A 25,770-nucleotide genomic window follows, 5' to 3' on the forward strand; every position below is an offset into this window, starting at 1 on the left:
GCCGCACTCACTGAATTCGTGAACGAAACGAGAAAGTCCGGTACGTCTAGAGAAGACGTTCCACATCCGTTCTGAATCAAGGGCGGCGGACTATTTACATTGCAGTTCGGTTCTGGGTTGGCGGTGAGGTCTTCGCACACAGCTTGCGGGTCCGGTTGCCCATACGTTTGGGTGTTGTCATAGCTGCCGGAGCCGCTTCCGCCACTTCCCCAGCCGGGCGGGGCGGACTCCCAGACATAGCAATTAGTGGGCGTACACGGCAGACTCAACTTCCAAGTGCAACACCTCACAGAGCGTAGGGTGTTGCGATGGGAAGACAGTACAGTCATCTGAGTAGTGAGGAACGCGCGGTGCTTCAGGTCGAACGCGATCGGGGAACGAGTCTTCGTGGGATCGGTCGCCGCCTGGGGCGTAGCGCATCGACGCTGAGCCGCGAGATCCGGCGTCTGGACAGCGGCGTGTACTCGGCGCATGCGGCAGCCCTGGTGTATCGATCGCGGCGATCGCGCAGCGTACGAGCACGCAGGCTGATCGCGGGCGCGGTGCTGTTCGAGTTCGTCCACGACCGTCTTGTGTTCGATCGCTGGTCGCCGCAGCAGATCGCGGCCACACTGCGGGACATGCATCCAGACGACGCCAGCCAGCGGGTCAGTCACGAGACGATCTACGCGGCCATCTACGCGCATCCGCGCGGCGGCCTGAAGCAGGCCCTGGTCGATGCATTGCGCCAGAGCAAGCCCACGCGAGGCCGCAGGCGCACCACAGCAGCGGCGCGCACCTGGGTACCGGAGGAGCTGCGCATCGTGCATCGGCCCGAAGCGGTGGAACAGCGCCTGCTGCCGGGGCATTGGGAGGGCGACCTGATCAAGGGCGCGTTCAACCGGTCCTGCGTGGGCACGCTGGTCGAGCGCAAGACACGCTTCGTGGTGCTGTGCAGGATGGATGGCTGCACCGCGGACGCCGCGCTGGAAGGCTTCACTCGCCAGATGAAGAAGCTGCCGGCCTTCCTGCGCGAGAGCCTGACCTACGACCGCGGAACGGAACTGACCTGTTACGAGGAGCTGATGCGACGGTTGAACATCGACGTGTGGTTCGCCGATCCGTATGCGCCGTGGCAGCGGGGCAGCAACGAGAACACCAATGGCCTGCTGCGCCAGTTCCTGCCCAAGGGCGTGGACTTGTCGCAAGCGAGCCAGGAGTACCTCAATCACGTCGCCAAGCTGATGAATGGGCGTCCTCGCCAGACATTAGGCTGGGCCACGCCGGCAGCGGCCATGGAGAAGGAAATCCTCGCCTTCAAATCACGTGTTGCACTTGATTCTTGAGACCGCCCTCCACCCCCCCCCCCCCGCGTAAGCCAAAGTCGCCGCTGTGGTTCCAGCCACAAGGATGGTGCCTATGACTAGGCCAAGAACGTTCCCTCTCTTCATTGCGTGGTTCCTTCCAGTTGAAATAACGGCGTGCTCGCGGCGACGCCGCGAACAGACGTAATAGTCAAGCTCCCCGACGGTTTGACCGTCTGCTTAGAATTTATCTGATAAATGTTAAATATGAGTGAAAGAGTATTCTTGGTGGCGACAGCTTTTTTTGGAAGCCAGCTATGTCGCGCGCAGTTGTGGCCCTGCCACGCATGCGGTCTTTGTGCACGGCTTTTCCCGCCCCGCAATCGATCGTCTACCGCATTTCCAGTAACGCTCCGGCGCCAGCACGCGCTCCTAGCCGCCTGCGAAACCCCACGTAAAAGGAAACCGCGCATGCCGAAGATCGGAAGTGCCCCGAGGCAACGCTGTAGACGCAAGATCCAAGAAACAGGGCCAGGATGCGTCTGGTGGGCCCACCAGGATTCGAACCTGGAACCAAAGGATTATGAGTCCTCTGCTCTAACCGTTGAGCTATAGGCCCGGAAGCGTCCGGAGCGGGCGGGCGATGCGTCGGCCGCCGGCTTGGCGCCTCTGGCGTGCATGCAGAGGAAGGCGCCGAGGCGGGCGTGAGTTTAGCGTCCGCGGTGGGTTGTGTCTTCTTGGGGCTGTCGATGCGCGCACTGCTGGCTCGCATGCGCCGTGGCTAAGGAGGTAGCGAATCGCCCGATTGCTATTGCTATGATCCCTGGTCTCCCGTGTGTGGGCGGGCTTCAGCCCGGGCAATGGGCCGGGACCGCGCGTCGGGGCTGAAGCCCCTCCCACAACGGCCGAAGTCGGCTATTTCCCCTATCGCCCGACGGCAGAACGTCGGCGCGCATCGGCAACCGTGTCGACGGCCGATACGGCGGCGCCGCTGGCCGCGCACGCGACGTCGCTAAGCGCGCAAGCGCCCTCCCCTCAATCCTCCAACCCCAACACCAGCACCCCCAGCGGCGGCACGGTCAGCGCCAGCGAGGTCGGGTAGCCGTGGGCGCCGACGTTGTCGGTGCGCACGCTGCCGCCGTTGCCGACGTTGCTGCCGCCGTAAATCTCCGCGTCGGAGTTCAGCAGTTCGCGCCAGCGGCCGCCGCGCGGGACGCCGATGCGGTAGCCGTGGTGCAGCAGCGGGGTGAGGTTGGCCACCACCAGCAGTGGGGCGTCGCTGCCCTGGGCTGTACGCACGTAGGCGAACAGGCTGTTGCCGGCGTCGTCGCCGATGACCCAGGCGAAGCCGTCGGGGTCGTCGTCGCGGGCGTGCAGCGCGGGGTGTTCGGCGTACAGGCGGTTGAGGTCGCGGACCAGGCGCTGGATGCCGCGGTGGCGTGGGTCGTCGAGCAGGTGCCAAGGCAGCGCGGCGTCGTGGTTCCACTCGGTGGGCTGGGCGATTTCGCAGCCCATGAACAGCAACTTGCGCCCGGGGTGGGTGTACATGTAGCCGAGGTAGGCGCGCAGGTTGGCGAAGCGCTGCCAGTCGTCGCCGGGCATGCGCCCGAGCAGGGAGCGTTTGCCGTGCACTACTTCGTCGTGCGAGATCGGCAGCATGAAACGCTCGGAATACGCGTAGACCATGCTGAAGGTCAGTTCGCCGTGGTGGTAACGGCGGTAGATGGGGTCCAGTTCGATGTAGTGCAGGCTGTCGTGCATCCAGCCCATGTTCCATTTGTAATTGAAGCCCAGGCCGCCATGCGCCAAGTCGGCGGTGACGCCGGGCCAGGCGGTGGATTCTTCGGCGATGGTGATGGCGCCCGGCGCGTGTTCGGCGACGATCTGGTTGAGCCGGCGCAGGAAGGCGATGGTCTCGTAGTTCTCGCGGCCGCCGTGGATGTTGGGCACCCACTCGCCGGCATCGCGGCTGTAGTCGCGATACAGCATGGAGGCGACGGCATCCACGCGCAGGCCGTCGACGTGGTAGCGCTGCAGGAATTCCAGGGCGCTGGCGATCAGGAAGCCGGAGACTTCGCGCCGGCCGTGGTTGTAGATGAGCGTGTTCCAGTCGCGGTGGAAGCCTTCGCGCGGGTCGGCGTGTTCGTACAGCGAGGTGCCGTCGAAATGGGCCAGGCCGTGCGCGTCGGTGGGGAAATGCGCCGGCACCCAGTCGACGATGACGCCGATGTCCTCGCGGTGGCAGCGGTCGACGAAGCGGGCGAAGCCGTCGGGCGAGCCGAAGCGCGCGGTCGGCGCGAACAGGCCCAGCGGCTGGTAGCCCCAGGAGCCGCCGAACGGATGTTCGGTGACCGGCATCAGTTCGATATGGGTGAAGCCCATGTCGGCGACGTAGGGAATCAGGCGCTCGGCCAGCGCGTCCCAGTCGAGCATGCTGCCGTCGTCGGCGCGCATCCACGAGCCGGCGTGGATCTCGTACACGCTCAGCGGCGCGCCGGGGCTGTGGCGGCGCGCGCGCGCCGCCATCCAGGCGTCGTCGCGCCACTGGAACGGGGTGGGATCGGCCACAATCGAGGCGGTGCCGGGCGCCAGTTCGGCGCGGCGCGCGACCGGGTCGGCCTTGGCCGGCAGGTCTTCGCCGCGCGGGCCGCGCAGCGCGTATTTGTAGTGCGCTCCGGCGGCGACGCCGGGCACGAACAGCTCCCACACGCCGGCCTGGTGGCGCAGGCGCATCGGGTGGCGGCGCGCATCCCAGCTGTTGAAGTCGCCGATCACCGCCACACGGGTAGCGTTGGGCGCCCACACCGCGAAGCGGGTGCCGCGCACGCCATCGACTTCGACCACGTTGGCGCCCAGCGCGTCGGCCAGCTGCAAGTGGTGGCCTTCGGCAATCAGGTGCAGGTCGAAATCGCTGAGCTGCGGGCCGAAGGCGTAGGCGTCCTCGGTGTCCTGCTCGCCGCCGGGCCAGCGGATGCGCAGCCGGTAGCAGCCGTCGTCGGGCAGCGTGGCGGCGAAGAAGCCGGGGCTGGGGCCTTCCTGCAGCGGCAGCTCGCGGCCGTCGTCGAGCACCGCGGTGACCGCCTCGGCGCCGGGCAGATGGCTGCGCAGCACACGCGCGTCGCCGATGCGGTGCGCACCGAGCACGGCGAACGGATCGCCGTGGCGGGCGTTGGCGAACGCGCGCAGCGTCGCCTCGTCCCAGGTGTGGCCGGCATCACTCATCGCATCGCCTCCTCGGGCGCGGGAAAGCGCTCGAGTATGCGCAGCAGTCCCTGTATCGGCACCATGATCCAGGCCGGACGATTGGCGGCCTCGTAGCGAATTTCATAGCTGGCCTTCTCGGTCAGGAACAACACGGTGGTGGTTTCGAAAGCGGCCGGCGCCACCCACGGGTGCGGGCTGGCGTCGAGCACCTGGCGGTAGGCGGCCAGGAAGGTGGCGCTGGCGCGGCTGCGGAATGCGGACAGGAAGGCGTCCAGCGCGGTGTCCAGGCCGACCCCGGCGCGCGCCGCGGTGCCCTCTTCGCCGCGGGCGGAGACTTCGCTGGCGTAGTCCAGCGAGCGCAGGAAGCCGGCCACGTCGTGCAGCGGGCTGGACTTGGCGCGGCGTTCTTCCAGCGACTTGGCCGGCTCGCCTTCGAAATCGATCAGCACCACGTCGTCGAACGCGACCAGGATCTGGCCGAGGTGGAAATCGCCGTGCACGCGGGTCAGCAGCGCGCCGTCGAGCAAGGCCGGCGCCTGCCGCAGCCAGGCGTCCAGGCGCGGGCGCTGCGCGAGCAAGGCGTCCACCGCCACGCGCTCGGCGCCATCCTCGCTGCCGTCGCGATGCGCGGACAACGTGTCCCACATCGCCTGCACCTGCTGCTCGACGCCGGCGACCACCTGCCGCGCCACCACGGCGTCCACCGGCTGCGGCGCGAACCCGGCGGCGTCGGTGGGCTGCGCCAGCGCGTCGTGCAGTTCGGCCAGACGCCGCCCGACCACGGCGGCGAAGGCGTCGTAGCCGGCCACGCTCTCGTGGCGTGCGGCCTCGTCCTGCGCGGCGGCGTATTCCTCGGCGCCGCGCGCCAGGTGGTCCAGGGTCCAGCGCCAGGCATCGCCCTGGTTGCGCACGAAGCCCTGCAGCAGCGCCAGCGTGGTCTCGCCGCCCTGCGCATCGACCCGGGTGACGTGGCCGAACAACGGCGCGGCGTTGGCGTAGCCGATCGCGGTGAGGCGCGCGCCGAGTTCGATCTCGGGATTAGCACCGGCGGAGACGCGGCGCAGCAGCTTGAATACGGCCTTGTCGCCGACGATCAGCGAGCTGTTGCTCTGCTCGGCCGACAGCCAGCGGATCTCGGCATCGTCGGCGATCTCGACCGCGGCCAGCGCCGGGATGGCGCAGAAACGGATCTGTTCGGGCGCGGCATCGGCACCGGCGTGCGACTCGCCGTCGATCGCCAGCACCGCGCCGTCGCGCAACGCAGCCAGCGTGGTGCGGGTCAGCGAGCGCAACGCGAAGCCGTCGGTGAGGTAGCCGACTTCGCGACCATGCCGCACCCGCGCCAGCGCCAGCTGTTCGGCCAGCACGCTGGGCTGTTCGCGGTCCCAGACGATGCCCAGCGGCAGCATGTAGCGCTCGTATTGGCCGTGCTCCAGCTCCGCTTCGATCTCCAGCAGGGTCAGCCCGTCGCTGCCGGGCAGCGGCGTGCGCCGGGCGATGCGCACGCCGCGCAGCGCGCGGTCCTTGGCCGCGAACCAGCGCCGCGTGGACAGCCACGCCGGCAGGATGTCGCGCTCCAGCGTGTCCAGGTGCGGCAGCAGCGCGTCGGCATCGGCCGCGCCGCGCAGCACCAGGGTCTGGTAGTCGGGCAGCGGCATCGGCGCGGGCACGTGCCAGTCCGGCAGGGTGGCGTTGCCGACCAGCTGGAACGCGTAGAAGCCGAACGCCGGCACGGTGAGCAGGTAGGTCAGGCGCCCGATCGGCGGGAAGCTGCCGCCGCCGATGATGTCCACCGGCACCCGGCCTTCGAACTCGGACAGGTCCAGTTCCACCGCCTGCAGCGTGTGCGACAGGTTGGCCACGCACAGCACGGTCTCGTCCTCGTGGCAGCGCAGGTAGGCGAGCAGGCGGCGGTTGCCCGGATACAGGAAGCGCAGCTGACCACGACCGAACGCGCGGTAGCGCTTGCGCACCGACAGGATGCGCCGGGTCCAGGTCAGCAGCGAATGCTGGTCGCGCTGCTGCGCCTCGACGTTGACCGCCTGGAAGCCGTACAGCGGATCCATGATCGGCGGCAGCACCAGCGCGGCCGGGTCGGCGCGCGAGAAGCCGCCGTTGCGGTCGATCGACCACTGCATCGGCGTACGCACGCCGTCGCGATCGCCGAGGTGGATGTTGTCGCCCATGCCGATCTCGTCGCCGTAGTACAGCACCGGCGTGCCAGGCATGCTCAGCAGCAAGGAGGTCATCAACTCGATGCGGCGGCGGTCGCGCTCCAGCAGCGGCGCCAGGCGCCGGCGAATCCCCAGGTTGATGCGCGCGCGGCGGTCGGCGGCGTAGGTCTGCCACAGGTAGTCGCGCTCCGAATCGGTGACCATCTCCAGGGTCAGCTCGTCGTGATTGCGCAGGAAGATCGCCCACTGGCAGCTCTCCGGAATTTCCGGGGTCTGGCGCATGATGTCGGTGATCGGGAAACGGTCCTCGCGCGCGATGGCCATGTACATGCGCGGCATCAGCGGGAAGTGGAACGCCATGTGGCATTCGTCGGCATTCTCGCCGAAATACTGCTGGGTGTCTTCCGGCCACATGTTGGCCTCGGCCAGCAGCATGCGGTCGGGATATTCGGCGTCCAGCGTGGCGCGGATGCGGCGCAGGATGGCGTGGGTCTCGGGCAGGTTCTCGTTGGAGGTGCCGGAGCGCTCGATCAGGTACGGCACCGCGTCCAGGCGCAGCCCGTCCACGCCCAGGTCCAGCCAGAAGCGCATCACTTCCAGCACTGCTTCCAGCACCGCCGGGTTGTCGAAGTTCAGGTCCGGCTGGTGCGAGTAGAAACGGTGCCAGAAGTACTGCCCGGCGACCGGGTCCCAGGTCCAGTTGGAGTTCTCGGTGTCGCAGAAGATGATGCGGGTGCCGGCGTAGTCCTGGTCGCTGTCGGACCACACGTAGAAATCGCGCTCCGGCGAACCGGCCGGCGCATTGCGCGCGCGCTGGAACCAGGCGTGCTGGTCGGAGGTGTGGTTGATCACCAGTTCGGTGACCACGCGGATGCCGCGCGCATGCGCCTGCGCCACCAGCCGTTCGAAGTCGGCGATGCTGCCGTAGTCCGGGTGCACCGCCATGTATTCGGCGATGTCGTAGCCGTCGTCGCGGCGCGGGCTGGGATAGAACGGCAGCAGCCAGATGGTGTCCACGCCCAGGTCGGCGATGTAGTCGAGCTTGGAGATCAGGCCGGGGAAATCGCCGATGCCGTCGTCGTTGGAATCGAAGAACGACTTGACGTGCACCTGGTAGATGATCGCGTCCTTGTACCAGAGCGCGTCGCGCACCAGCGGGCTTGCCTGGCTGTCGGCGGACAATGGAACTGCAGCATTCATGAAGTGGCTCCGGCGCGGAGACGCCATAGGGAAAACGGCCGCGAGGGATCGAGGCGAATGGTGTGCTGCTTGCCGTGCCAGGCGAAGGCGTGGCCGTCCCACAGGTCGTGCACGGCGACGCTGGCGTGGTCGGGCAGGCCCAGCTCCCACAGCGGCACTTCGATCTGCGCCTCCTGCGCGACGTGCGGGTCCAGGCTGATCGCCACCAGCACCAGGCTGCGGCTGCGCGCCAGGTGCGCTTCGTCGAGGAACTTGCCGAAATACAGCACCTGCGCGTTGTGCGCCAGGTAGAAGCGCGTGCCTAGGTGCGACTGCAACTCCGGGTGCTGGCGCCGCAGCAGGTTCAGGCGGGTGATCTCGTCGACGATGTCGCCGGGCGCGCGCTCGGGCCACACGCGTAGCTGGTACTTCTCCGAATCCAGGTATTCCTCCTTGCCCGGCGCCAGCGGCGTGGCCTCGCACAGTTCGAAGCCCTGGTACATGCCCCACAGGCCGGACAGCGTGGTCGCCAGTGCGGCGCGGATCAGATGACCGCCGCGGCCGCTTTGCTGCAGGAACACCGGGTTGATGTCCGGCGTGTTGACGAAGAAATGCGGGCGGAAGCATTCGCGCGGAATGCCGGCGTTGAGTTCTTCGATGTAGGCCTGCAGTTCGGCCTTGTGCTGGCGCCAGGTGAAGTAGGTGTAGGACTGCGAGAAGCCGACCTTGGCCAGCCGGTACATCGGCTTGGGCCGGGTGAAGGCTTCGGACAGGAACACCACCTGCGGATGGCGGCCGCGCACTTCGGCGATCAGCCATTCCCAGAACGGGAACGGCTTGGTGTGCGGGTTGTCGACGCGGAACAGGTGCACGCCTTCGTTGACCCAGAACAGCACCGCGTCGCGCAGCGCGTTCCATAGCTCCGGCACCGCGCCGCTGGCGTAGAAATCGACGTTGACGATGTCCTGGTATTTCTTCGGCGGATTCTCCGCGTACGGGATCGAGCCATCGGCGCGCCAGGTGAACCAGTCCGGGTGCTCGCGCAGCCACGGGTGGTCCGGCGCGCACTGGATCGCGAAATCCAGCGCCAGTTCCAGGCCCTGCGCGGCGGCGGCGGCGCGCAGCCGGCGGAAGCCGTCCAGCCCGCCGAGTTCGGCATGCACCTCGGTGTGCCCACCCTCGGCCGAGCCGATCGCGTACGGGCTGCCGGGTTCGCCGGGTTGCGCGGTGACGGCGTTGTTGCGGCCCTTGCGGTTCTTCTCGCCGATCGGATGGATCGGCGGCATGTACAGCACGTCGAAGCCCATCGCACGGATATGCGGCAGGCGCGCGATGACGTCGTCGAAGCTGCCGTGGCGCGCGAGGTCGCCGCTCTGCGAACGCGGAAACAGTTCGTACCAGCTGGAAAAATGCGCGCCGCGGCGCTCGGCCTCGACGCGGAAGGTCATCGGGTATTCGGTGCGGAACGGCTTGTCGTCGGCGCGTGCCATGGCCTCGGCGGTGCCCGGTTCGAGCAGGACTTCCGCACGTGCTGCAGGATCATCGCTGCGGGTAATGCGCGCCACGATCGCCTTCAGCCGTGCGGCCAGCGCGCCGCGGCTGCGCGCGCGCGCCGCCTCGACCTGGGCCAGTGCTTCCTGCACGTCCACCGGCAGCAGGGTGCCGGCGGCGCGCTTCTTTTCCAGGTCGGCGTGGGTGGTGGCGAACACGTCGCGCCAGGCCTCGATGCGGAACTCGTAGCGGCCCAGCCGCTCCAACGGGAATTCGCCGCGCCAGCGATCGTTGCCCAGCGCGCGCATCGGCGCGCTAGACCAGGTGCGTGCGTCGGCGGCCCGCCACAGCAGCGCCACCGCGATGCGGTCGTGGCCGTCGCAGAACGCATCGGCCTCCACGCAGATGCGGTCGCCGACGCTGCGCTTGACCGGGAAGCGGCCGTCGTCGACCGATGGCGTCACCGCTTCGATGCAGACCCGCGCCGCGCCGGCGGCGACCTCGGCCGGCGTGCGTACACGCGCCGCGGCCAGCACCGAACGCGCCGGCACGCTGCGGTAGATCCGTACTTCGCCGGCTTCCAGGGTGCCGCCCTGATCGCCCTGGATCGGCTCGCCCTGGTCGCTGAGCAGGGATTCGCTGTCGCCGAGCAGGCGCAGCAGCGCCGAGCCCGGCACCGGCAGCAGGTGGTCGCGGTCGCTGTTGAGCAGCACCAGCCAGGGCGCGGCGCCGAGCGGTTCCACGGCCACCGCGGTCAGCGCGCCGTCGCGCAGCAGCGGGCGCAGGCGCAGGGCGTGTGCGGCATCGACCGGGATGGTCGGCACTTCGTCGACATCGGTGTCGGCCGGCACCGGCACTGCGGTGGGTTGAGCAATGACCCAGGCATCGCCGAACGCAGCAGCCAGCCGCACGCGCTGCGTGCGCTGCAGCGGCGGTGGCGCATCCGAAGGCGCGTCGGGATCGATGGTAGCGACCACGCGACGCGCCAGGCTGCGCAGCGCCACGTCCTCGTCGAAGAACCAGCTGCCGCGTCCGTCCCACCAGGCCAGCGACGAGAACGCCGCATCGAAGCCGGCGCCGTGCAGTCCGCGCAAGGCCTCCAGGCCCAGGCCAGGGGTCCAGGCCAGGAATGTCGCCGCAGGCATCTGCGCTTGTACATTGGCGATCAGGCTGCGCCACAACGTGGCCGGCACGCGCTGCGGCTGCAGCACGCGGAAGCCGGCCAGGCCGCTGCGCAGCCAGTCGCGCAGACGCACGCTCCACCAGTGCGCCAGGCCCGCACCCTCTTCGGCGTAGGCGAAGCGGCCCTGCGCGATCTCCGGCGTGCCGCGCTGCGTGCGCGGATCCGGCAGCGCCGAGCTGCGCGCGCGAAACCAGTGCGGATGTTCCTGCAGCAGGCGGCTGCCGCCGCCGATCTCGTCGATGCGCAGATCGATCAGCAGCTTCAGGCCGTGCTGCTGCGCCAGCGCCAGCCATTGCCGCAATTGCGTGTCGTCGGCGGCATCGTCGGCAGCGGGATCCGCCAGCCGCCCCTGCGGATCCTGCGCGAACGGATTGGGCAGCAGCACATGGTCGCAGCCGTTGGCCTGCGCGGCGGCCATGGCCGCCTCCAGCGCGACCGCATCGTGGCTGGTCAAGGGGGACAGCAGGCAGACATGCATTCGGATATCCCGTTCGGCGTCAATGGGGAGTGCACGATCCGGACCGCGCCGATCGCCGTCGGCAGCGCGGATCGACCGTCGCACAAGACGGAGACGGAATGCGCCTGCACGCTGTGCCGCATCCGCATCAGCCTCCGCAATCTGATTCGGCGCCGGGGCGCCCATGGCGCTCGAGGCGATGCGACAGCGCCACAAGACCACAGCCGATGCCAATGAAATGTGTTCATGGCATTAAATGCGCGCATACATCGGTTGGCGGCGGAGGTCGGCCGAGCGGTCGCCACAACGCCGACGCAGCAACGCGGCATGGGCGTTGGCGAAGAACTACGTGCCGCACCAAAGCGCCGCCGACGCTTTAACGTCATCGTCCGTTCACGCGCTTGCGACGGCTTGCATCCGCAGGCAGGCCTCTTCGCCGGCAGCGAAATGCCGGAGGCGATGCCAGCGGCCGCACCGGTGCGGCTATCGTCGTCGCGGCAACATGCCACGACGACGCTACGACGCTGGCTTATTCGCTCATCGAATAGGCGCGCGCAGCCCCGCCCGCGGCCCAGGCGGTGTTCGGTTCGGCCTGCAGGGTGAAGCGCAGTTCGCCGCCAGCCATGATTTCCTCGTGGCGCAGGAAGACGCGCTCCAGCGGGCGGCCGTTGAGGGTGACGCGGCCGATGTAGGGATGCGCCTCGTCCAGGCCCTCGGCGACGATGCTGAAGCGCTTGCCGTTGGGCAGCGCCAGGGTGGCGTGCGGCAGGAACGGGCGGCCGATGATGTACTGGTTGCTGGCCGGCGCCACCGGATAGAAACCCAGCGCGGTGAACACGTACCACGCCGACATCTGCCCCAGGTCGTCGTTGCCGGCCAGGCCGTCGGGACGCGCCGCGTACTGGCTGCGCATGATCTGCTGCAGCCGCGCCTGGGTACGCCAGGGCTGCCCGGCATACGCGTACAGATAGGCGACGTGGTGGCTGGGTTCGTTGCCGTGCGCGTACCAGCCGATCAGCCCGGTGATGTCCTCCATGTGCTCGAACACCTTGGGATCGACCTTGGCCTCGAACACCTGATCCAGCCGCGCCAGCAGCGTGTCCACGCCGCCGTGCGCGCGGGCCAGGCCGGCCACGTCCTGCGGCACGTACCACGAGTACTGCCAGGCGTTGCCTTCGGTGTAGTCGCTGCCGTAGCCGCTGGCGCTGGGATCGAACGGCTCGCGGAAACGGCCGTCGCGCTTGCGCGCGCGCATGAAGCCGGTGCTGGCGTCGAAGGCGTGGCGCCAGTTGCCGGCGCGCTTGCCGAATGCGCTGGCGACCTCGGTGCGGCCCATCGCCTGCGCCATGCGCGCGATGGTCCAGTCGTCGAACGCGTACTCCAGCGTCTTGGATGCGGCCTCGGCTTCCTCGTCGATCGGCACATAGCCCAGTTCGCGGTACTGGGCGATGCCGTCGTAGGGACCGTAGTCGGCACTGGCCACCATCGCCTCGAGCGCGGCGTTGGTGTCGTAGCCGCGAATGCCCTTCATGTAGGCGTCGGCGATCACCGGCACCGCGTGGTAGCCGATCATGCACCAGGTCTCCAGGCCCTGGAACGACCACACCGGCAGCACCCCGTACGGGCTGTCGCGGCGATGCGCGAGCAACGAGTTGACGATGTCGTTGGTGCGCTGCGGCGGCTGCACCAGGGTCAGCAGCGGATGCAGCGCGCGGTAGGTGTCCCACAGCGAGAACGTCGAATAGTTGGTGAAACCTTGCGCCTGGTGCACCGCGTTGTCCGGGCCGCGGTAGCGGCCGTCGCTGTCCATGAACAGCGTGGGGCCGAGCAGGCTGTGGTACAGCGCGGTATAGAACTGGGTGCGCTGTTGCAGCGGTGCGTCCACTTCGATCGCGCCCAGCGCCTGCGCCCATTGCGCGCGGGCGGCGCGGCGCACGCCGTCGAAGTCCCAGCCCGGCACCTCGGCGTCGAGGTTGGCGATGGCGCTGTCCTCGCTGACCGGCGAGATCGACAGCTTCACCAGCAGCGGCTCGCGCACGGCCGCGCCGAAGTCGAAGCTGGCCACCAGCTGGCGGCCTTCGATCTGCGCGCGTTGCGCCGGATCGGTGTCGCCCGGTGGCGGGAAGCCCTTGTAGGGGATGTCCTGCTCGGTGTTGTGCAAGGCGTGGCCGCGCAGCGGCTGCGAGAAGCGCAGCGCGAAATACAGCTGCCGGCCCGGCGCCCAGCCGCGCGTCTCGCGGAAGCCGGTGACGGTGCCGTCGGCGCGCACGCGCAGCCGCGACCAGCTGATCTTGCCCGGGTAGTCGTACAGGCTGGTGCGCAGGTCCAGCAGCACGTGCGCCGGCTGGCCCCTGGGGAAGGTGTAGCGATGCACGCCGGCGCGCGCGCTGGCGGTGAGTTCGGCGCGCACCTTGTAGTCGTCCAGGGTCACCGCGTAGTAGCCGGGTTCGGCGCGCTCGTCGGCGTGGCGGAAGCGCGCGCTGTAGCCGCTGCCGGGCATGTCCGGATCGCCGCGCTGCAGCCGCACCGCGCCGCTGATCGGCATCAGCAGCACGTCGCCCAGGTCGGAATGGCCGCTGCCGGAGAAGTGCGTATGCGAGAAGCCGACCAGGCTGCGGTCGTCGTAGCGGTAGCCGGCGGCCCAGCCGTAGGCGTCCTTGCGCGGCTGGATGCGCGTGTCCGGGCTCAGCTGGACCATGCCGAACGGCACGGTGGCGCCGGGATAGGTATGGCCTTCGCCGCCGGTGCCGATGAACGGATCGACCGCGGCGACCGCGCGCTCGCCGGGACTGGCTGCAGCCTGCTGGGTGGCGGCGTGCGCGGCCGGCCACACGGCGGCCAGCAGCAGCGCGGCGGCCGCGCGCCTGGTCCAGGTGTTGTGCATGGCGTCTCCCCGGGTCGAATCGGTCCAACGAACGGATACCACAAAGCCGCCATGCATTTTGCTGCACTGCAAAATGCGCAGCGGATCACGACGGCGCAGGATGGGCGGCCTTTTGAACCGGTCTAATCGTCGTGCCGTCGTCCCCCGCCGACAAACGCGTCACCGTGTCCGACATTGCCGCCGCCTGCGGCGTGTCGCGGGCGACCGTGTCGCTGGTGCTGCGCAACAGCCCGCTGGTGCATGCGGACACGCGCGCACGGGTGGCGGCGGAGATCGCGCGGCAGGGCTACGTCTACCACCGCGGCGCGGCCAGCCTGCGCGGGCGCGCCTCCAATGCGGTGGCGCTGGTGGTCAACGACCTGGCCAATCCGTTCTTCGCCGAATTCGCCGGCGGCGTGGACGCGGCGCTGGCCGCGGCCGGCTACGTGATGCTGATGGGCAGTACCGGCGAATCGCCGGAGCGCCAGCACAGCGTGCTGGCCTCGCTGATCGAACACCAGCCGGCGGCGCTGATCCTGTCGCCCACCGGGAACACCGACGCGACGCGGCTGCGCCAGTTGCTCGGCGCGCGGTTGCCGGTGCTGCTGTTCAACCGCGCGCTGGACGGCGGCTGGCCGCTGCTGGCGCTGGACAACCGCCGCGGCGCGCGCCTGGCCACCGAGCACCTGCTGGCGCTGGGCCACCGCGCGATCGCGTTCTTCGGCGGCCACCGCCAGTCCAGCTCCTGCGCCGAACGCCGCGCCGGCTACCGCGACGCGCTCGCCGCCGCCGGCATCGCCGCCGACCCGGCCTGGCTGATCGAATGCACGCCGACCCGGCTGGACGCCGCGCGCCAGGCCGGCGCGCTGTGCGCGCGCGACCCGCTGCCGACCGCGCTGGTCTGCTACAACGACGTGGTCGCGCTGGGCCTGGCCAGCGGCCTGGCCGAACGCGGCCGCCACGCCGGCCGCGACTACGCGCTGATCGGCTTCGACGACATCGCCGAAGCCGCGGTCGCCACCCCGCCGCTGTCCACCGTCGCCGTCGCCCCGCGCGAACGCGGCATGCAGGCCGCGCAGCTGGTGCTAGACGCGTTGCGCCGGCAACAGACACTGCCTGCGCTTACCATCGCCCCGGCCCGGCTGTGCCTGCGCGCCAGCAGCCGGGTCGCCCTATCGTCCGTTCCCGGAGTCGCTGCATGAGCCGTCGTCCGCTGTCCAACACTGCCGCCATCGCGGTGGTCAGCATGATCTTCTTCACCTGGGGCGGCCTGACCAGCCTCAACGATGTGCTGATCCCGCACCTGAAAGCCGTGTTCCAGATGAACTACGCGCAGTCGATGCTGATCCAGTTCACCTTCTTCGGCGCGTACTTCCTGATGTCGCTGCCGGCCGGCGCGGTGGTGGCGCGGGTCGGCTACAAGGCCAGCATCGTCATCGGCCTGGTGGTCGCGGCGATCGGCGCGGCGATGTTCTATCCGGCCGCGCGGCTGCCGTCGTACCCGCTGTTTTTGACCGCGCTGTTCGTGCTGGCCAGCGGCATCACCTTGCTGCAGGTGGCGGCCAACCCGTACATCAGCCTGATCGGCGAACCGGGCAAGGCGCCGAGCCGGCTGAACTTCGCGCAGGCGCTGAACTCGCTGGGCACCACCACGTTCCCCTGGCTGATCGGCCCGCTGATCCTGGCCGGCGTGGTGCTCGGTGCGGACCAGCTGACGGCAATGAATCCGCAGCAATTGTCCGTCTATCGGATAGAACAGGCGCGATCGGTGGAAATTCCGTATCTGATGCTCGCCGGCGGGCTGCTGTTGCTGGCGCTATTCGTGGTCGTCATGCGTATTCCTTCGCTGCGAGAGTCCGGCGACACGGCGACCGAATCCGAACATGGCTTTATGGACTCGCTACGCCATCCGCATCTCCGCTGGGGCGTGCTTGGCATCTTCATGTATGTTGGGGCAGAGGTTTCAATCGGTAGTTTTCTGATCAACTACATTGCCGAACCCGGTATCGGCGCGCTCACAGAATCGAAAGCCAGCGGCTATTTGTCGCTTTACTGGTTGGGCGCGATGATCGGCCGCTTCGCCGGCGCCGCGCTGCTGCAGGTGATTCCGGCGCGCAAGCTGCTGGCCGCCTTCGCCGGCGTCGCCTCGCTGCTGCTGATCGTGACCATGATCAGCAGCGGCCACGTGGCGATGTGGAGCGTGATCGCGATCGGCCTGTTCAACTCGATCATGTTCCCGACCATCTTCACCGTGGCCATCGAACGCCTCGGGCCGCTAACCAGCAAGGCCTCGAGCCTGCTGATCATGGGCATCGTCGGCGGCGCGATCGTGCCGCTGGTGCAGGGCGCGCTGGCCGATGTGGTCGGCATCCAGCACGCTTTCGTGATCCCGCTACTGTGCTACGCCTACATCCTCTGGTACGGCCTGCGCGGCTCGCGGCTGTCGGCCAACCTGCCGGCCGAGGCGCCGGGCGCCACGCCGGCGGCGCGCGCGATGCATTGATCCGCGGCACGGGCGCGGCGGCGCGCTGCCGCCGCGCCCGTGCCTGGCCGTTCCTCCCCTTCCCCCACCCACCTGGCTCCCAGCGACCGCATGAACCTGCCTGCCACGCCCCTGCCCGACTTCGCCGATGCCGCCGTGCTGCGCGCGCATATCGCCGACACCATGGCCTTCTACCATCCGCGCGCGATCGATCCGGCCGGCGGCTTCTTCCACTACTTCCGCGACGACGGCAGCGTCTACGACGCCGGCCACCGCCACCTGGTCAGCAGCACCCGCTTCGTCTTCAACTACGCGATGGCGGCCACCGAGTTCGCCGATTCGCCGCGGGCCGCCGAGTACCTGGACGCCGCGCGCCACGGCCTGCGCTATCTGCGCGAAGTGCACCGCGATGCCGCCAGCGGTGGCTACGTGTGGACCCTGCGCGACGGCGTCGCCGAGGACCGCACCCAGCACGCCTACGGCGCCGCCTTCGTGCTGCTGGCCTATGCCACCGCGAAGAAGGCCGGCCTGGACACCGACGCGTGGATGGACGAGACCTGGCAGCTGCTGGAAACCCGCTACTGGGACGCCGCCGCCGGCCTGTATCGCGACGAGGCCACGCCGGAATGGGTGTTCTCCAGCTACCGCGGACAGAACGCCAACATGCACCTGTGCGAGGCGCTGATCGCCGCCTACGAGGCCAGCGCCGCGCCGCGCTACCTGCAGCGCGCGCTGCTGCTCGCCGACCACATCACCCGCCGCCAAGCGGCGCTGGCCGGCGGCCTGGTGTGGGAGCACTACGACGCGAACTGGCAGGTGGACTGGGACTACAACCGCGACAATCCCAAGCACCTGTTCCGGCCATGGGGCTTCCAGCCCGGCCACCAGGTGGAATGGTCGAAGCTGCTGGTGCTGCTGCACGGGCATCTGCAGGCCGCCGATGGCGCGGCGCCGCAGTGGCTGCTGCCGACCGCGCGGCACCTGTTCGACACCGCGCTGGCGCACGGCTGGGACGCGCAGCACGGCGGCATCGTCTATGGCTTCGCCTCGGGCACCGAGGCCGCGCCGGAAGTCGGCGTGCCCGACGTGGCGCGACACCCGACCTACTTCTGCGACGACGACAAGTATTTCTGGGTGCAGGCCGAAGCGATCGCCGCGGCCGCGCGGCTGCTGGCCGCGAGCGGCGATGCGCGCTATCGCGCCACCTACGACACGCTGTGGGCGTATTCGTGGGAGCACCTGGTCGACCACCGCTACGGCGCCTGGTTCCGCATCCTCGGCCGCGACAATCGCAGCTACAGCGACGCGAAGAGCCCGGCCGGCAAGACCGACTACCACACCATGGGCGCCTGCCACGATGTGCTGGCGGTGATGCGCAGCAGCCAGGCATTCGCGTAACGCTGACAAGCTGAGATGCACTGTGGGAGCGACTTCAGTCGCGACGAGGCTCTGCCAGGAACGCCCGTCGCGACTGAAGTCGCTCCCACAAGGGTTGGCTGACTGCGCCGCGCAACATCGACCGCCATTGCTCGCACCGCACCCCCCCCACGCCATCGCCCACAAAAAAGCCCCGCACATGGCGGGGCTTTTCCGTTGCCGCGAACCGCGCTCGATCAGTCGATGTCGAGGAAGCTGCGCAGCTGCTCGGAGCGGCTGGGATGACGCAGCTTGCGCAGCGCCTTGGCCTCTATCTGGCGGATGCGCTCGCGGGTGACGTCGAACTGCTTGCCGACTTCCTCGAGGGTGTGGTCGGTGTTCATGTCGATGCCGAAGCGCATGCGCAGCACCTTGGCCTCGCGCGGGGTCAGCCCGGCGAGCACGTCGCGCACGGTCTCGGACAGGTTGATGTTGGTGGTGTTCTCGATCGGGGACTCCACGTTGGTGTCCTCGATGAAGTCGCCCAGATGCGAATCCTCGTCGTCGCCGATCGGGGTTTCCATCGAGATCGGCTCCTTGGCGATCTTCATCACCTTGCGGATCTTGTCCTCCGGCATGTCCATTTCCTTGGCCAGCTCCTCCGGCGTGGCCTCGCGGCCGTATTGCTGGAGCATCTGCCGGGAAATGCGGTTCAACTTGTTGATCGTCTCGATCATGTGCACCGGGATGCGGATGGTGCGCGCCTGATCGGCGATCGAACGGGTGATGGCCTGGCGGATCCACCAGGTCGCATACGTGGAGAACTTGTAGCCGCGGCGGTATTCGAACTTGTCCACCGCCTTCATCAGGCCGATGTTGCCTTCCTGGATCAGGTCCAGGAACTGCAGGCCGCGGTTGGTGTACTTCTTGGCGATGGAGATCACCAGGCGCAGGTTGGCCTCGACCATTTCCTTCTTGGCCTTGCGCGCCTTGGCTTCGCCGTAGGCCATCGCCCGGCTGATTTCCTTCAGCTCGGTCAGGCTCAGGTAGGTCGCCTGCTCCACCGCCACGGTGGCTTCCTGCTCGGCGACGATCTGGTCCTTGACGTCGCGCAGCGCCGAGGACCACTTCTGCTTGCGCTTCAGTGCATCGTCGACCCAGGCCACGTTGGTCTGGTTGCCTTCCCAGGAACGGATGAAGTCCTTGCGCGGCATCCGCGCCACGTGGGTGGCCAGGTGCAGCACGCGGCGCTCGTGGTCCTTGACCTGGGCCATGGTGTCGCGCAGCTTGCGCACCAGCACGTCGGTCAGCGGCAGTGGCAGCTTCAAGGTGACGAACACCTCGGCGATGTCGGTGCGCAGCTTGGTGACCAGCTTGTGCTCGGCGCCGTTCTTGGCGTGCGCCTTCTTGAACTTGGCGTATTCGGTGGCCAGCGCGTCCATGCGCCGCGCGACCTCGGCCGGATCCGGACCGGTCGGGCCGGCCTCTTCCTCGGCCGCCTCGACTTCCTCGTCGTCGTCGTCGCTGGCATCGGCGGCGCTGTCCTCGTCGCTGGCGACCACGACCGGCGCCGGCTCTTCCTCGATCAGGTCGTTGAAGCCGACCACGATCTCGGCCAGGCGCTTCTTGCCTTCCTTGTGCTGTTCGTAGTCCTCGAGCAGGGTCTGCACCGCCAGCGGGAACGCGCCCAGCGCGGCCTGGACCTGGCTGAGGCCTTCCTCGATGCGCTTGGCGATGGCGATTTCGCCTTCGCGGGTCAGCAGCTCGACCGTGCCCATCTCGCGCATGTACATGCGCACCGGGTCGGTGGTGCGGCCACCTTCGGTGTCGAGCGCGGTCAGCGCCGCGGCGGCCTCTTCGGCCGCGGTGTCGTCGACTTCGCGGTTGCCGGTGTTGCCGTCGTTGAGCAGCAGGGTCTCGGCGTCGGGGGCGACTTCATGGACATCGATGCCCATGCCGTTGATCATGCTGATGATGTCTTCGATCTGCTCCGGATCGACCAGGTCGTCGGGCAGATGGTCATTGACTTCGGCGTAGGTCAGATAGCCCTGTTCCAGGCCCTTGCTGATCAGTAGCTTGATGTCGGATTGCTGGGCAGGACGTTCGTTGGCCATGAGTGCTCGCGCCACCGGCAGGTAGATGAATGAGTGGACCTAGCATTATAACAGCCCGGACCGCCGCTTGCCGGACAAGGAGCTGAATCGCTCCGCCAGGAGCGCCCCGGCCTAGGGCCGAAGCAGGAAGGTGACCGGGCCGTCGTTGACCAGGCTGACGACCATATGGGCACCGAAGCGCCCGCTTTCCACCCCCGGCGGGTGCCGCGCGCGGCAGATTTCCAGCAAGCGGTTGAAGCCGCGTTCAGCCTCGGCCGGCGCCGCCGCGGTGGTGAAGCCGGGGCGCATGCCCGAGCCGGTGTCCGCGGCCAGGGTGAACTGGCTGACCAGCAGCAGGCCGCCGCCGGTGTCGCGCAGCGCGCGGTTCATGCGTCCGCTGGCGTCGGCGAACACGCGGTAACCGAGCAGGCGCTCGGCCATGCGCTGGAACCTGGCCTCGTCGTCGCCCGGCTCCACCGCGACCAAGGCCAGCAAGCCGGGGCCGATGCGGCCGACCACCGCGTCGTCGACGCGGACTTCGGCCTGGGTGACGCGCTGGATCAGGGAGAGCATGGGCGGGATTCGGGATTCGGGATTCGGGATTCGGGATTCGGGAGCATCCGGTTTCGGCGCGGCGCTGTCATCCCGCCGGGATCATGGCCGAATCGCAGCGCCTGGCGGAAGCCGGGCCGGCGCGCACGCGGGCCGATCCGCGATGCCGATCGGGCCGTGCGGACGCGCTCGGCCTGGCGCGGTCGGCGCAGCGGATAAACTGGGGCGATGAAATCCGCACCCCTCGCAACACCCCTCGCCACCGTTCTGTACCGCTGCGCCGCCGCCGTGGCGCGCCTGCCCTGGCCGTGGCTGCGGCGCCTGGCCGACGGCCTGGCCTGGCTGTGGCTGCGCCTGGACGCGCGCGAGAGCCGGGTCACCCGCCGCAACCTGGAACTGGCCTACCCGCAGCTGCTGCCCAGCGAGCGCATCGCGCTGCACCGCGACGTGCTGCGCTCCACCGCGCGGCAGGCGTTCGAGACCCTGGTGCTGTGGACCCGGCCGCCGGCGCAGAACCTGGCGCGGCTGCGCCAGCGCCACGGCCAGGCGCTGTACGACGCCGCGCTGGCCTCGGGCCGCGGAGTGATCGTGGCCGCGCCGCACTTCGGCAACTGGGAGCTGCTCAACCAGTGGCTGGCCTCGCGCGGGGACATCGCCATCGTCTACCGCGCGCCGGCCTCCGCGGTCGGCGACGCCTTCCTGCAACGGGTGCGCAGCGGCGACAAGGTGCGCCAGGTGCGCGCCGAAGGCCCGGCGGTGCGGCAGCTGTTCAAGGTGCTCAGGGACGGCGGCGCGGTCGGCATCCTCCCCGACCAGCAACCCAAGGCCGGCGACGGCGTGTTCGCGCCGTTCTTCGGCGTGCCGGCGCTGACCATGACCCTGCTCAACCGGCTGGCCGAACGCACCGGCGCGATCGTGCTGTTCGCGTGGTGCGAGCGGGTCGGCAACGACCTGGAATTCGCGCTGCAGGTGCAGCCGGCGCCGGAAGCGATCGCCGACCCGGACCCCCTGCGCGCCGCGACCGCGCTGAACGAAGGCGTGGAGCGGGTAGCGCGCCGCGATCCGGCGCAATACCAATGGACCTACAAGCGCTACACGCTGCGCCCGGATCCGGCCGAAGCCAACCCCTACGCCACGCACAGGCATCCGCACTGACCCGCCGCACCGCCCTAATCGTCGTGCGGCTGCGCCGGGCCGGCGAGGATGCGCTGGTAGAAGGCCAGGTCCAGCCAGCGCCCGAACTTGAAACCGGCCTCGCGCACGGTGCCGGCATGCACGAAGCCCAACTGCTGGTGCAGCGCGATGCTGCCGGCGTTGCTGGCGTCGATGCCGCCCACCAGCACGTGCACGCCGCGTTCCTGCGCCACTTCGACCAGCCCCAGCAGCAAGCGCCGCCCCAGGCCCTTGCCGCGGTGGTCGCGGTGCACGTAGACCGAATGCTCGACGCTGTACTTGAACGCCGGCCAGGCGCGGAAGGTGCCGTAGCTGGCGAAGCCGAGCAGGCTGCCGGCCGCGTCCTCGACCCCGATCACCGGGAAGCCGCCGGCGCGCTTGGCCGCGAACCAGCCGACCATGCTCTCCGGCGGGCGCGGCCGGTAGTCGTAGAGGGCGGTGGAATGGACGATGGCCTCGTTGAAGATCTCCAGGATCGCGCCGGCATGGCGGTGTTCGGTGCATTCGACGAGGTGCATGCGCAGGTCCTGGAAACGGGATCGGCATAGTAAAAATGAATCGGTCGCGGTTGAACATCCCCGGCGCCGCGCTTGCCGGATCAGGGCGGCCGCAACCGGGTGGGTGAGCGCGCGGGCGCGGGCGGTTGCATGCGATGCATGCCGAACGGCGCACAGTGCGTTCCATCGCGCGGATACTGGCGGCGCGGCCAAACCACGCGACAATGCCCCCCCCCGCAACCGCTGCCGCGCCCGCCCACGCGCGGCGCGAGCCGGGTGCGCCGGCGCCGACCCGCCTTGAAGCAGCGCCGCAGATCCCCATTTGGAGTCGTGCATGACCAGCCCCGCCCCCACCTCCGTGCACGCCTTCGGCGATCCCGCCGCGATCCGCAGCGAGCGCGCGGCCTCGGAGCTGCGGGCCGGCCGCCCGGTGGTCGTCGAGGACCGCCACGGCCAGGCGCGCGCGGTGCTGGCGCTGGACAGCAGCACCGCGCAGTCCTACCTGAGCTTCGCGCAGGCGGCGGCGCAGCGGCATTACCTGTTTCTCACCCCGACCCGCGCGCAGGTGCTGGGCCTGGCCGCGCCGCAGGGCGCGCGCATCGCCCTCGCCGACCAGTCCTACGATGCGCTGGCGGCGCTGGCCTACCTGCGCGACGGCACGCTGCCGGCGCACTGGCTGCCAGGCGACGCGCTGGATGCCGGCGCGGTGGAGATCGCGCGCCTGGGCCTGCTGCTGCCGGCGATGGTGGCGGCGGACCTGGGCACCGACGCCAGCGCCTTCCAGGGCTGCCAGTGGCTGCAGTTGCAGGACCTGGAACACGGCTGCGCGCTGGCCTCGTCCGGCGACTACGAACTGGTGACCCGCACCCAGGTGCCGCTGCGCGAGCTGGGCAGCAGCGAATTCGTGGTGTTCCGCGGCGGCGTGGCGCAGCGCGACCAGGTCGCGATCGTGATCGGCCAGCCCGACCTGTCCGCGCCGATGCCGGTGCGGGTGCACTCCTCCTGCCTCACCGGCGACCTGTTCGGCTCGCTCAAGTGCGACTGCGGCGACCAGTTGCGGCATGGCCTGGCCAAGCTCGGGGAACTCGGCGGCGGCGTGCTGCTGTACCTGGACCAGGAAGGCCGCGGCACCGGCATCGCCACCAAGATGCGCGCCTACGGCTACCAGCACGACGGGCTGGACACCATCGACGCCGACGCGCAGCTGGGCTTCGGCGCCGACGAGCGCCGCTACGGCAGCGCGGTGGCGATGCTGCGCGGACTCGGCATCCAGCGCGTGCGCCTGCTGACCAACAATCCCTCCAAGGCCGAGCGCCTGCGCGCGGCCGGCATCGACGTGGTCGAGCGCATCCCGATCACCGGCGCGATCACCGCCGAGAACGAGGGCTACCTGCGCACCAAGGCCGCCCGCGCCGGTCATGCGCTGGATGTGGACGCGCTGATCCACGCCGCGCGCTGAGCCGCGACGGCGCAAGCACCTGCAACGACGGCAGCGGCGCACGCCGAACGACAGGGCGCGCTGGGGATGGAGCCTCCAGACACCTCGCACCCGCTCGCGGAGCACGCCGGGCGCCGCCCGCGTTACGATCGAGGCCCTCGCGGCGCGCGTGCGCAGTGCCCGCCCATCGCTTCGAGAGCCCGCCGTGACCGCACCGCCGCCCCTGGATCCCTCCGCCACCGCGCTTGGCGCCGACCCGCAGGCCGCCATCGCGGCCGCGGCCGCGGACGGCTGGCAACCGCTGCCGCTGCGCGGCGCCTGGCTGGCCGCGCTCGGCGGCGGCTGCATGCTGGGCCTCAGCGGGCTGATCGGCGCGGCGATCTTCGGTCTCTCCCTGCACAGCCGCCAGACCTTGCTCATCAGTGCCGGCGCCGCGGCGCTCGGCGCGCTGTTCGGCGCCTGCATCGGCTTCGTGCGCCATCGCCGGATCCGCTGGCGGCTGGACGCGCAGGGCCTGGACCTGCGCCGCGGGCGGCTGTGGCAGAGCGAGGTGCACGTGCCGATTTCGCGCGTGCAGCACCTGGACCTGCGCCGCGGCCCGCTGGAGCGCGCCGCGCGCCTGGCGACCCTGGTGGTGCACACCGCGGGCACCCGGCACAACGCGGTGGCGGTGCCCGGCCTGGACCAGGCCGACGCCGAGCGCCTGCGCGAACGCCTGGCGCACCAGCTCGACCACGACGACGACGCGCTGTGAGCGCCGCCGTGGACGCCGAGGACACTGCGGTCCGGCGCCTGCACCCGTGGTCGTGGCTGTTCGTGCTGCTGCAGCACCTCAAGCATTTCCTGCTGCCACTGCTGGCGCTGGCGGTGTTCGGCGGGCGCGACGACCGCAACCACCATATCGACCAGCTGATGCTGCTGCTGGCGGGCAGCGCGCTGATCGCGGTGTCGCTGCTGCGCTACCTCACCTACCAGTACCGCATCGGCCGCGACAGCCTGAGCATCCGCAGCGGCTGGCTGCAACGCAGCCTGCGCGAGATCCCGTTCGCGCGCATCCACAACGTGGCCGTGCACCAGTCGCTGCTGCATCGGCTGTTCGGCGTGGCCGAAGTGCGGCTGGAATCGGCCGGCGGAACCAGGCCGGAAGCGCAGATGCGGGTGCTGCGGCTGGACCAGGCGCTGGCGCTGGAGCGGCAGATCCGCCATCGCGCGCGGGACGCCGCGGCAGCCTGCGCGGACGCCGCCGCGGCCAGCGACGTGCTGCTGGCGCTGCCGACCGCGGAGGTGCTGCGCCAGGGACTGATCTCCAACCGCGGCATGGTGGTGGTGGCGACCGCGTTCGGCGCCACCTATCACCTGTTCCCCGAGCGCATGGTCTCCAACGCGATCGAACGCTACGGACAGCAGCTGTTCGGCTACGCCAGCAATCTGCACCTGGGCTGGATGGCCGGCGCCGTCACCGCGACGCTGCTGCTGGTCACGCTGCTGCTGATCATGCGCGCGCTGTCGATGGCGCTGGCGCTGCTGCAGTATCACGGCTTCCGGCTCAGCGAGAGCGAGCGCCGGCTGACCGTGGAGCGCGGCCTGCTGACGCGGCTGCGCAGCAGCGTGGCGCGGCGCCGGATCCAGGCCTGGACCCTGCACGAGGGCGTGCTGCAACGCCTGCTGCGGCGGCGCAGCCTGCACATCGACACCGCGGTGATCGATGGGCACGGCGAGCAGGGCCGCGCGCTGAAGGAATTGGCGCCGCTGGCCACCCCGGCAGCGGCCGATGCACTGCTGCATCGGCTACTGCCGCAGATCGCCTGGCCGCCGGCGCACTGGCATGCGATCGCCATGCGCGGCTGGTGGCGGCTATGCCTGCCGGCGCTGTGCCTGGTGCCGCTGGCCTGCGCCGGGCTGTGGCGCGGGTTCGGCGCCTGGGCCGCGCTGTCGCTGCTGTGGCTGCCGTGGTCGGCGTTCAAGGCCTGGCGCCAGGCGCAGCGCATGGCGTATGCGCTGGACGCGCGCTACGTGGCGGTACGCGGCGGCTGGTGGCGACGCTGGTGGCGGCTGGCGGAAATCGACAAGCTGCAGGCGCTGCAGCTGACCCGCTCGCCGCTGGACCGCTGCTGCGGCACCGCCACGCTGTGGCTGGATACCGCCGGCGCCCGTCACGGCGAGCCGCCGTTGCGGGTGCGGCGGCTGCCGGAAGGCGAGGCGCGGGCGGTGTATCGGCAGCTGCGTCATGTCATCCATGCCCGCGGAGGCCGCGTCGGTTCCGGCAAACCCGCGGCCGGTCCCTCATGGCGCAGCGCATGACCGAAGATCGAGCCACGCTATGCGATAGCGGCCGCAACCCTGTC

General features: G+C 69.6%; 15 protein-coding genes and 1 tRNA gene. 8 read left to right on the forward strand and 8 right to left on the reverse strand.

All coding sequences use genetic code 11. The features are described from left to right. Positions 1-308: 308 nt before the first annotated feature. Positions 309-1,325, forward strand: a complete 1,017-nt coding sequence (locus tag FZ025_RS06345) for an IS30 family transposase (protein WP_158185509.1) — start codon at positions 309-311, stop codon at positions 1,323-1,325. 501 nt (positions 1,326-1,826) lie between these two features. Here FZ025_RS06345 and FZ025_RS06350 read toward each other — a convergent pair. From FZ025_RS06350 to FZ025_RS06370, 5 genes are all read right to left on the reverse strand, one after another. Continuing rightward, positions 1,827-1,902 (reverse strand) — tRNA-Ile (locus FZ025_RS06350). A 416-nt stretch (positions 1,903-2,318) separates the two neighbouring features. Next, positions 2,319-4,505 (reverse strand): 1,4-alpha-glucan branching protein GlgB, encoded by a 2,187-nt coding sequence (gene glgB / locus FZ025_RS06355; RefSeq protein ID WP_104558547.1) that lies wholly within the window; start codon positions 4,503-4,505, stop codon positions 2,319-2,321. Beyond that, on the reverse strand, positions 4,502-7,861 hold the full coding sequence (treS, locus tag FZ025_RS06360) for a maltose alpha-D-glucosyltransferase (RefSeq protein ID WP_046978976.1): 3,360 nt from the start codon (positions 7,859-7,861) through the stop codon (positions 4,502-4,504). The genes glgB and treS overlap by 4 nt, the downstream gene beginning before the upstream one ends. Continuing rightward, a complete protein-coding gene (locus FZ025_RS06365; RefSeq protein WP_046978977.1) occupies positions 7,858-10,992 on the reverse strand; it encodes an alpha-1,4-glucan--maltose-1-phosphate maltosyltransferase in 3,135 nt (1,044 codons plus the stop codon). Before FZ025_RS06365 ends, treS begins: the two co-directional genes overlap by 4 nt. A 508-nt stretch (positions 10,993-11,500) precedes the next feature. Beyond that, entirely contained in the window at positions 11,501-13,855 is a 2,355-nt protein-coding gene (locus FZ025_RS06370) for a GH92 family glycosyl hydrolase (protein WP_046978978.1), read from the reverse strand. A 131-nt stretch (positions 13,856-13,986) separates the two neighbouring features. Between FZ025_RS06370 and FZ025_RS06375 the strand changes: the two genes are divergently transcribed. The 3 genes from FZ025_RS06375 to FZ025_RS06385 all read left to right on the forward strand — a co-directional run bounded on the left by FZ025_RS06375 (position 13,987) and on the right by FZ025_RS06385 (position 17,714). Then, the gene (locus FZ025_RS06375; protein ID WP_046978979.1) at positions 13,987-15,036 is read left to right on the forward strand and encodes a LacI family DNA-binding transcriptional regulator; all 1,050 of its coding nucleotides are present in this window, start codon (positions 13,987-13,989) and stop codon (positions 15,034-15,036) included. Continuing rightward, entirely contained in the window at positions 15,033-16,337 is a 1,305-nt protein-coding gene (locus tag FZ025_RS06380) for a sugar MFS transporter (protein ID WP_046978980.1), read from the forward strand. Before FZ025_RS06375 ends, FZ025_RS06380 begins: the two co-directional genes overlap by 4 nt. A 90-nt stretch (positions 16,338-16,427) precedes the next feature. After that, positions 16,428-17,714, forward strand: a complete 1,287-nt coding sequence (locus tag FZ025_RS06385; protein WP_046978981.1) for an AGE family epimerase/isomerase — start codon at positions 16,428-16,430, stop codon at positions 17,712-17,714. 215 nt (positions 17,715-17,929) lie between these two features. Here the strand turns inward: FZ025_RS06385 and rpoD are convergent, their stop codons facing one another. Beyond that, the gene (gene rpoD / locus FZ025_RS06390) at positions 17,930-19,786 is read right to left on the reverse strand and encodes an RNA polymerase sigma factor RpoD (RefSeq protein WP_046978982.1); all 1,857 of its coding nucleotides are present in this window, start codon (positions 19,784-19,786) and stop codon (positions 17,930-17,932) included. Positions 19,787-19,897: 111 nt separating this feature from the next. After that, the gene (dtd, locus tag FZ025_RS06395; protein ID WP_046978983.1) at positions 19,898-20,338 is read right to left on the reverse strand and encodes a D-aminoacyl-tRNA deacylase; all 441 of its coding nucleotides are present in this window, start codon (positions 20,336-20,338) and stop codon (positions 19,898-19,900) included. 207 nt (positions 20,339-20,545) lie between these two features. On the opposite strand from dtd, the gene FZ025_RS06400 reads away from it, so the two are divergent. Then, complete coding sequence (locus FZ025_RS06400; protein WP_046978984.1) at positions 20,546-21,472, forward strand: lauroyl acyltransferase; 927 nt, start codon at positions 20,546-20,548, stop codon at positions 21,470-21,472. Positions 21,473-21,486: 14 nt separating this feature from the next. Here FZ025_RS06400 and FZ025_RS06405 read toward each other — a convergent pair whose 3' ends face one another. After that, positions 21,487-22,008 carry a GNAT family N-acetyltransferase gene (locus tag FZ025_RS06405; protein ID WP_046978985.1) on the reverse strand — a complete coding sequence of 174 codons (522 nt, stop codon included), beginning with the start codon at positions 22,006-22,008 and terminating at the stop codon, positions 21,487-21,489. 313 nt (positions 22,009-22,321) lie between these two features. Between FZ025_RS06405 and ribA the strand changes: the two genes are divergently transcribed. The 3 genes from ribA to FZ025_RS06420 all read left to right on the forward strand — a co-directional run bounded on the left by ribA (position 22,322) and on the right by FZ025_RS06420 (position 25,726). Further along, the gene (gene ribA / locus FZ025_RS06410) at positions 22,322-23,446 is read left to right on the forward strand and encodes a GTP cyclohydrolase II RibA (RefSeq protein ID WP_046978986.1); all 1,125 of its coding nucleotides are present in this window, start codon (positions 22,322-22,324) and stop codon (positions 23,444-23,446) included. A 184-nt stretch (positions 23,447-23,630) separates the two neighbouring features. Continuing rightward, positions 23,631-24,179: a PH domain-containing protein gene (locus FZ025_RS06415; RefSeq protein ID WP_104558546.1), complete on the forward strand. Its 549-nt coding sequence runs from the start codon at positions 23,631-23,633 to the stop codon at positions 24,177-24,179. Beyond that, entirely contained in the window at positions 24,176-25,726 is a 1,551-nt protein-coding gene (locus FZ025_RS06420) for a PH domain-containing protein (protein ID WP_244292469.1), read from the forward strand. Before FZ025_RS06415 ends, FZ025_RS06420 begins: the two co-directional genes overlap by 4 nt. Positions 25,727-25,770: the final 44 nt, after the last annotated feature.

The sequence above is a fragment of the Xanthomonas hyacinthi genome (genome assembly GCF_009769165.1).
In the GTDB taxonomy this organism is placed as follows: Bacteria; Pseudomonadota; Gammaproteobacteria; order Xanthomonadales; family Xanthomonadaceae; genus Xanthomonas_A; species Xanthomonas_A hyacinthi.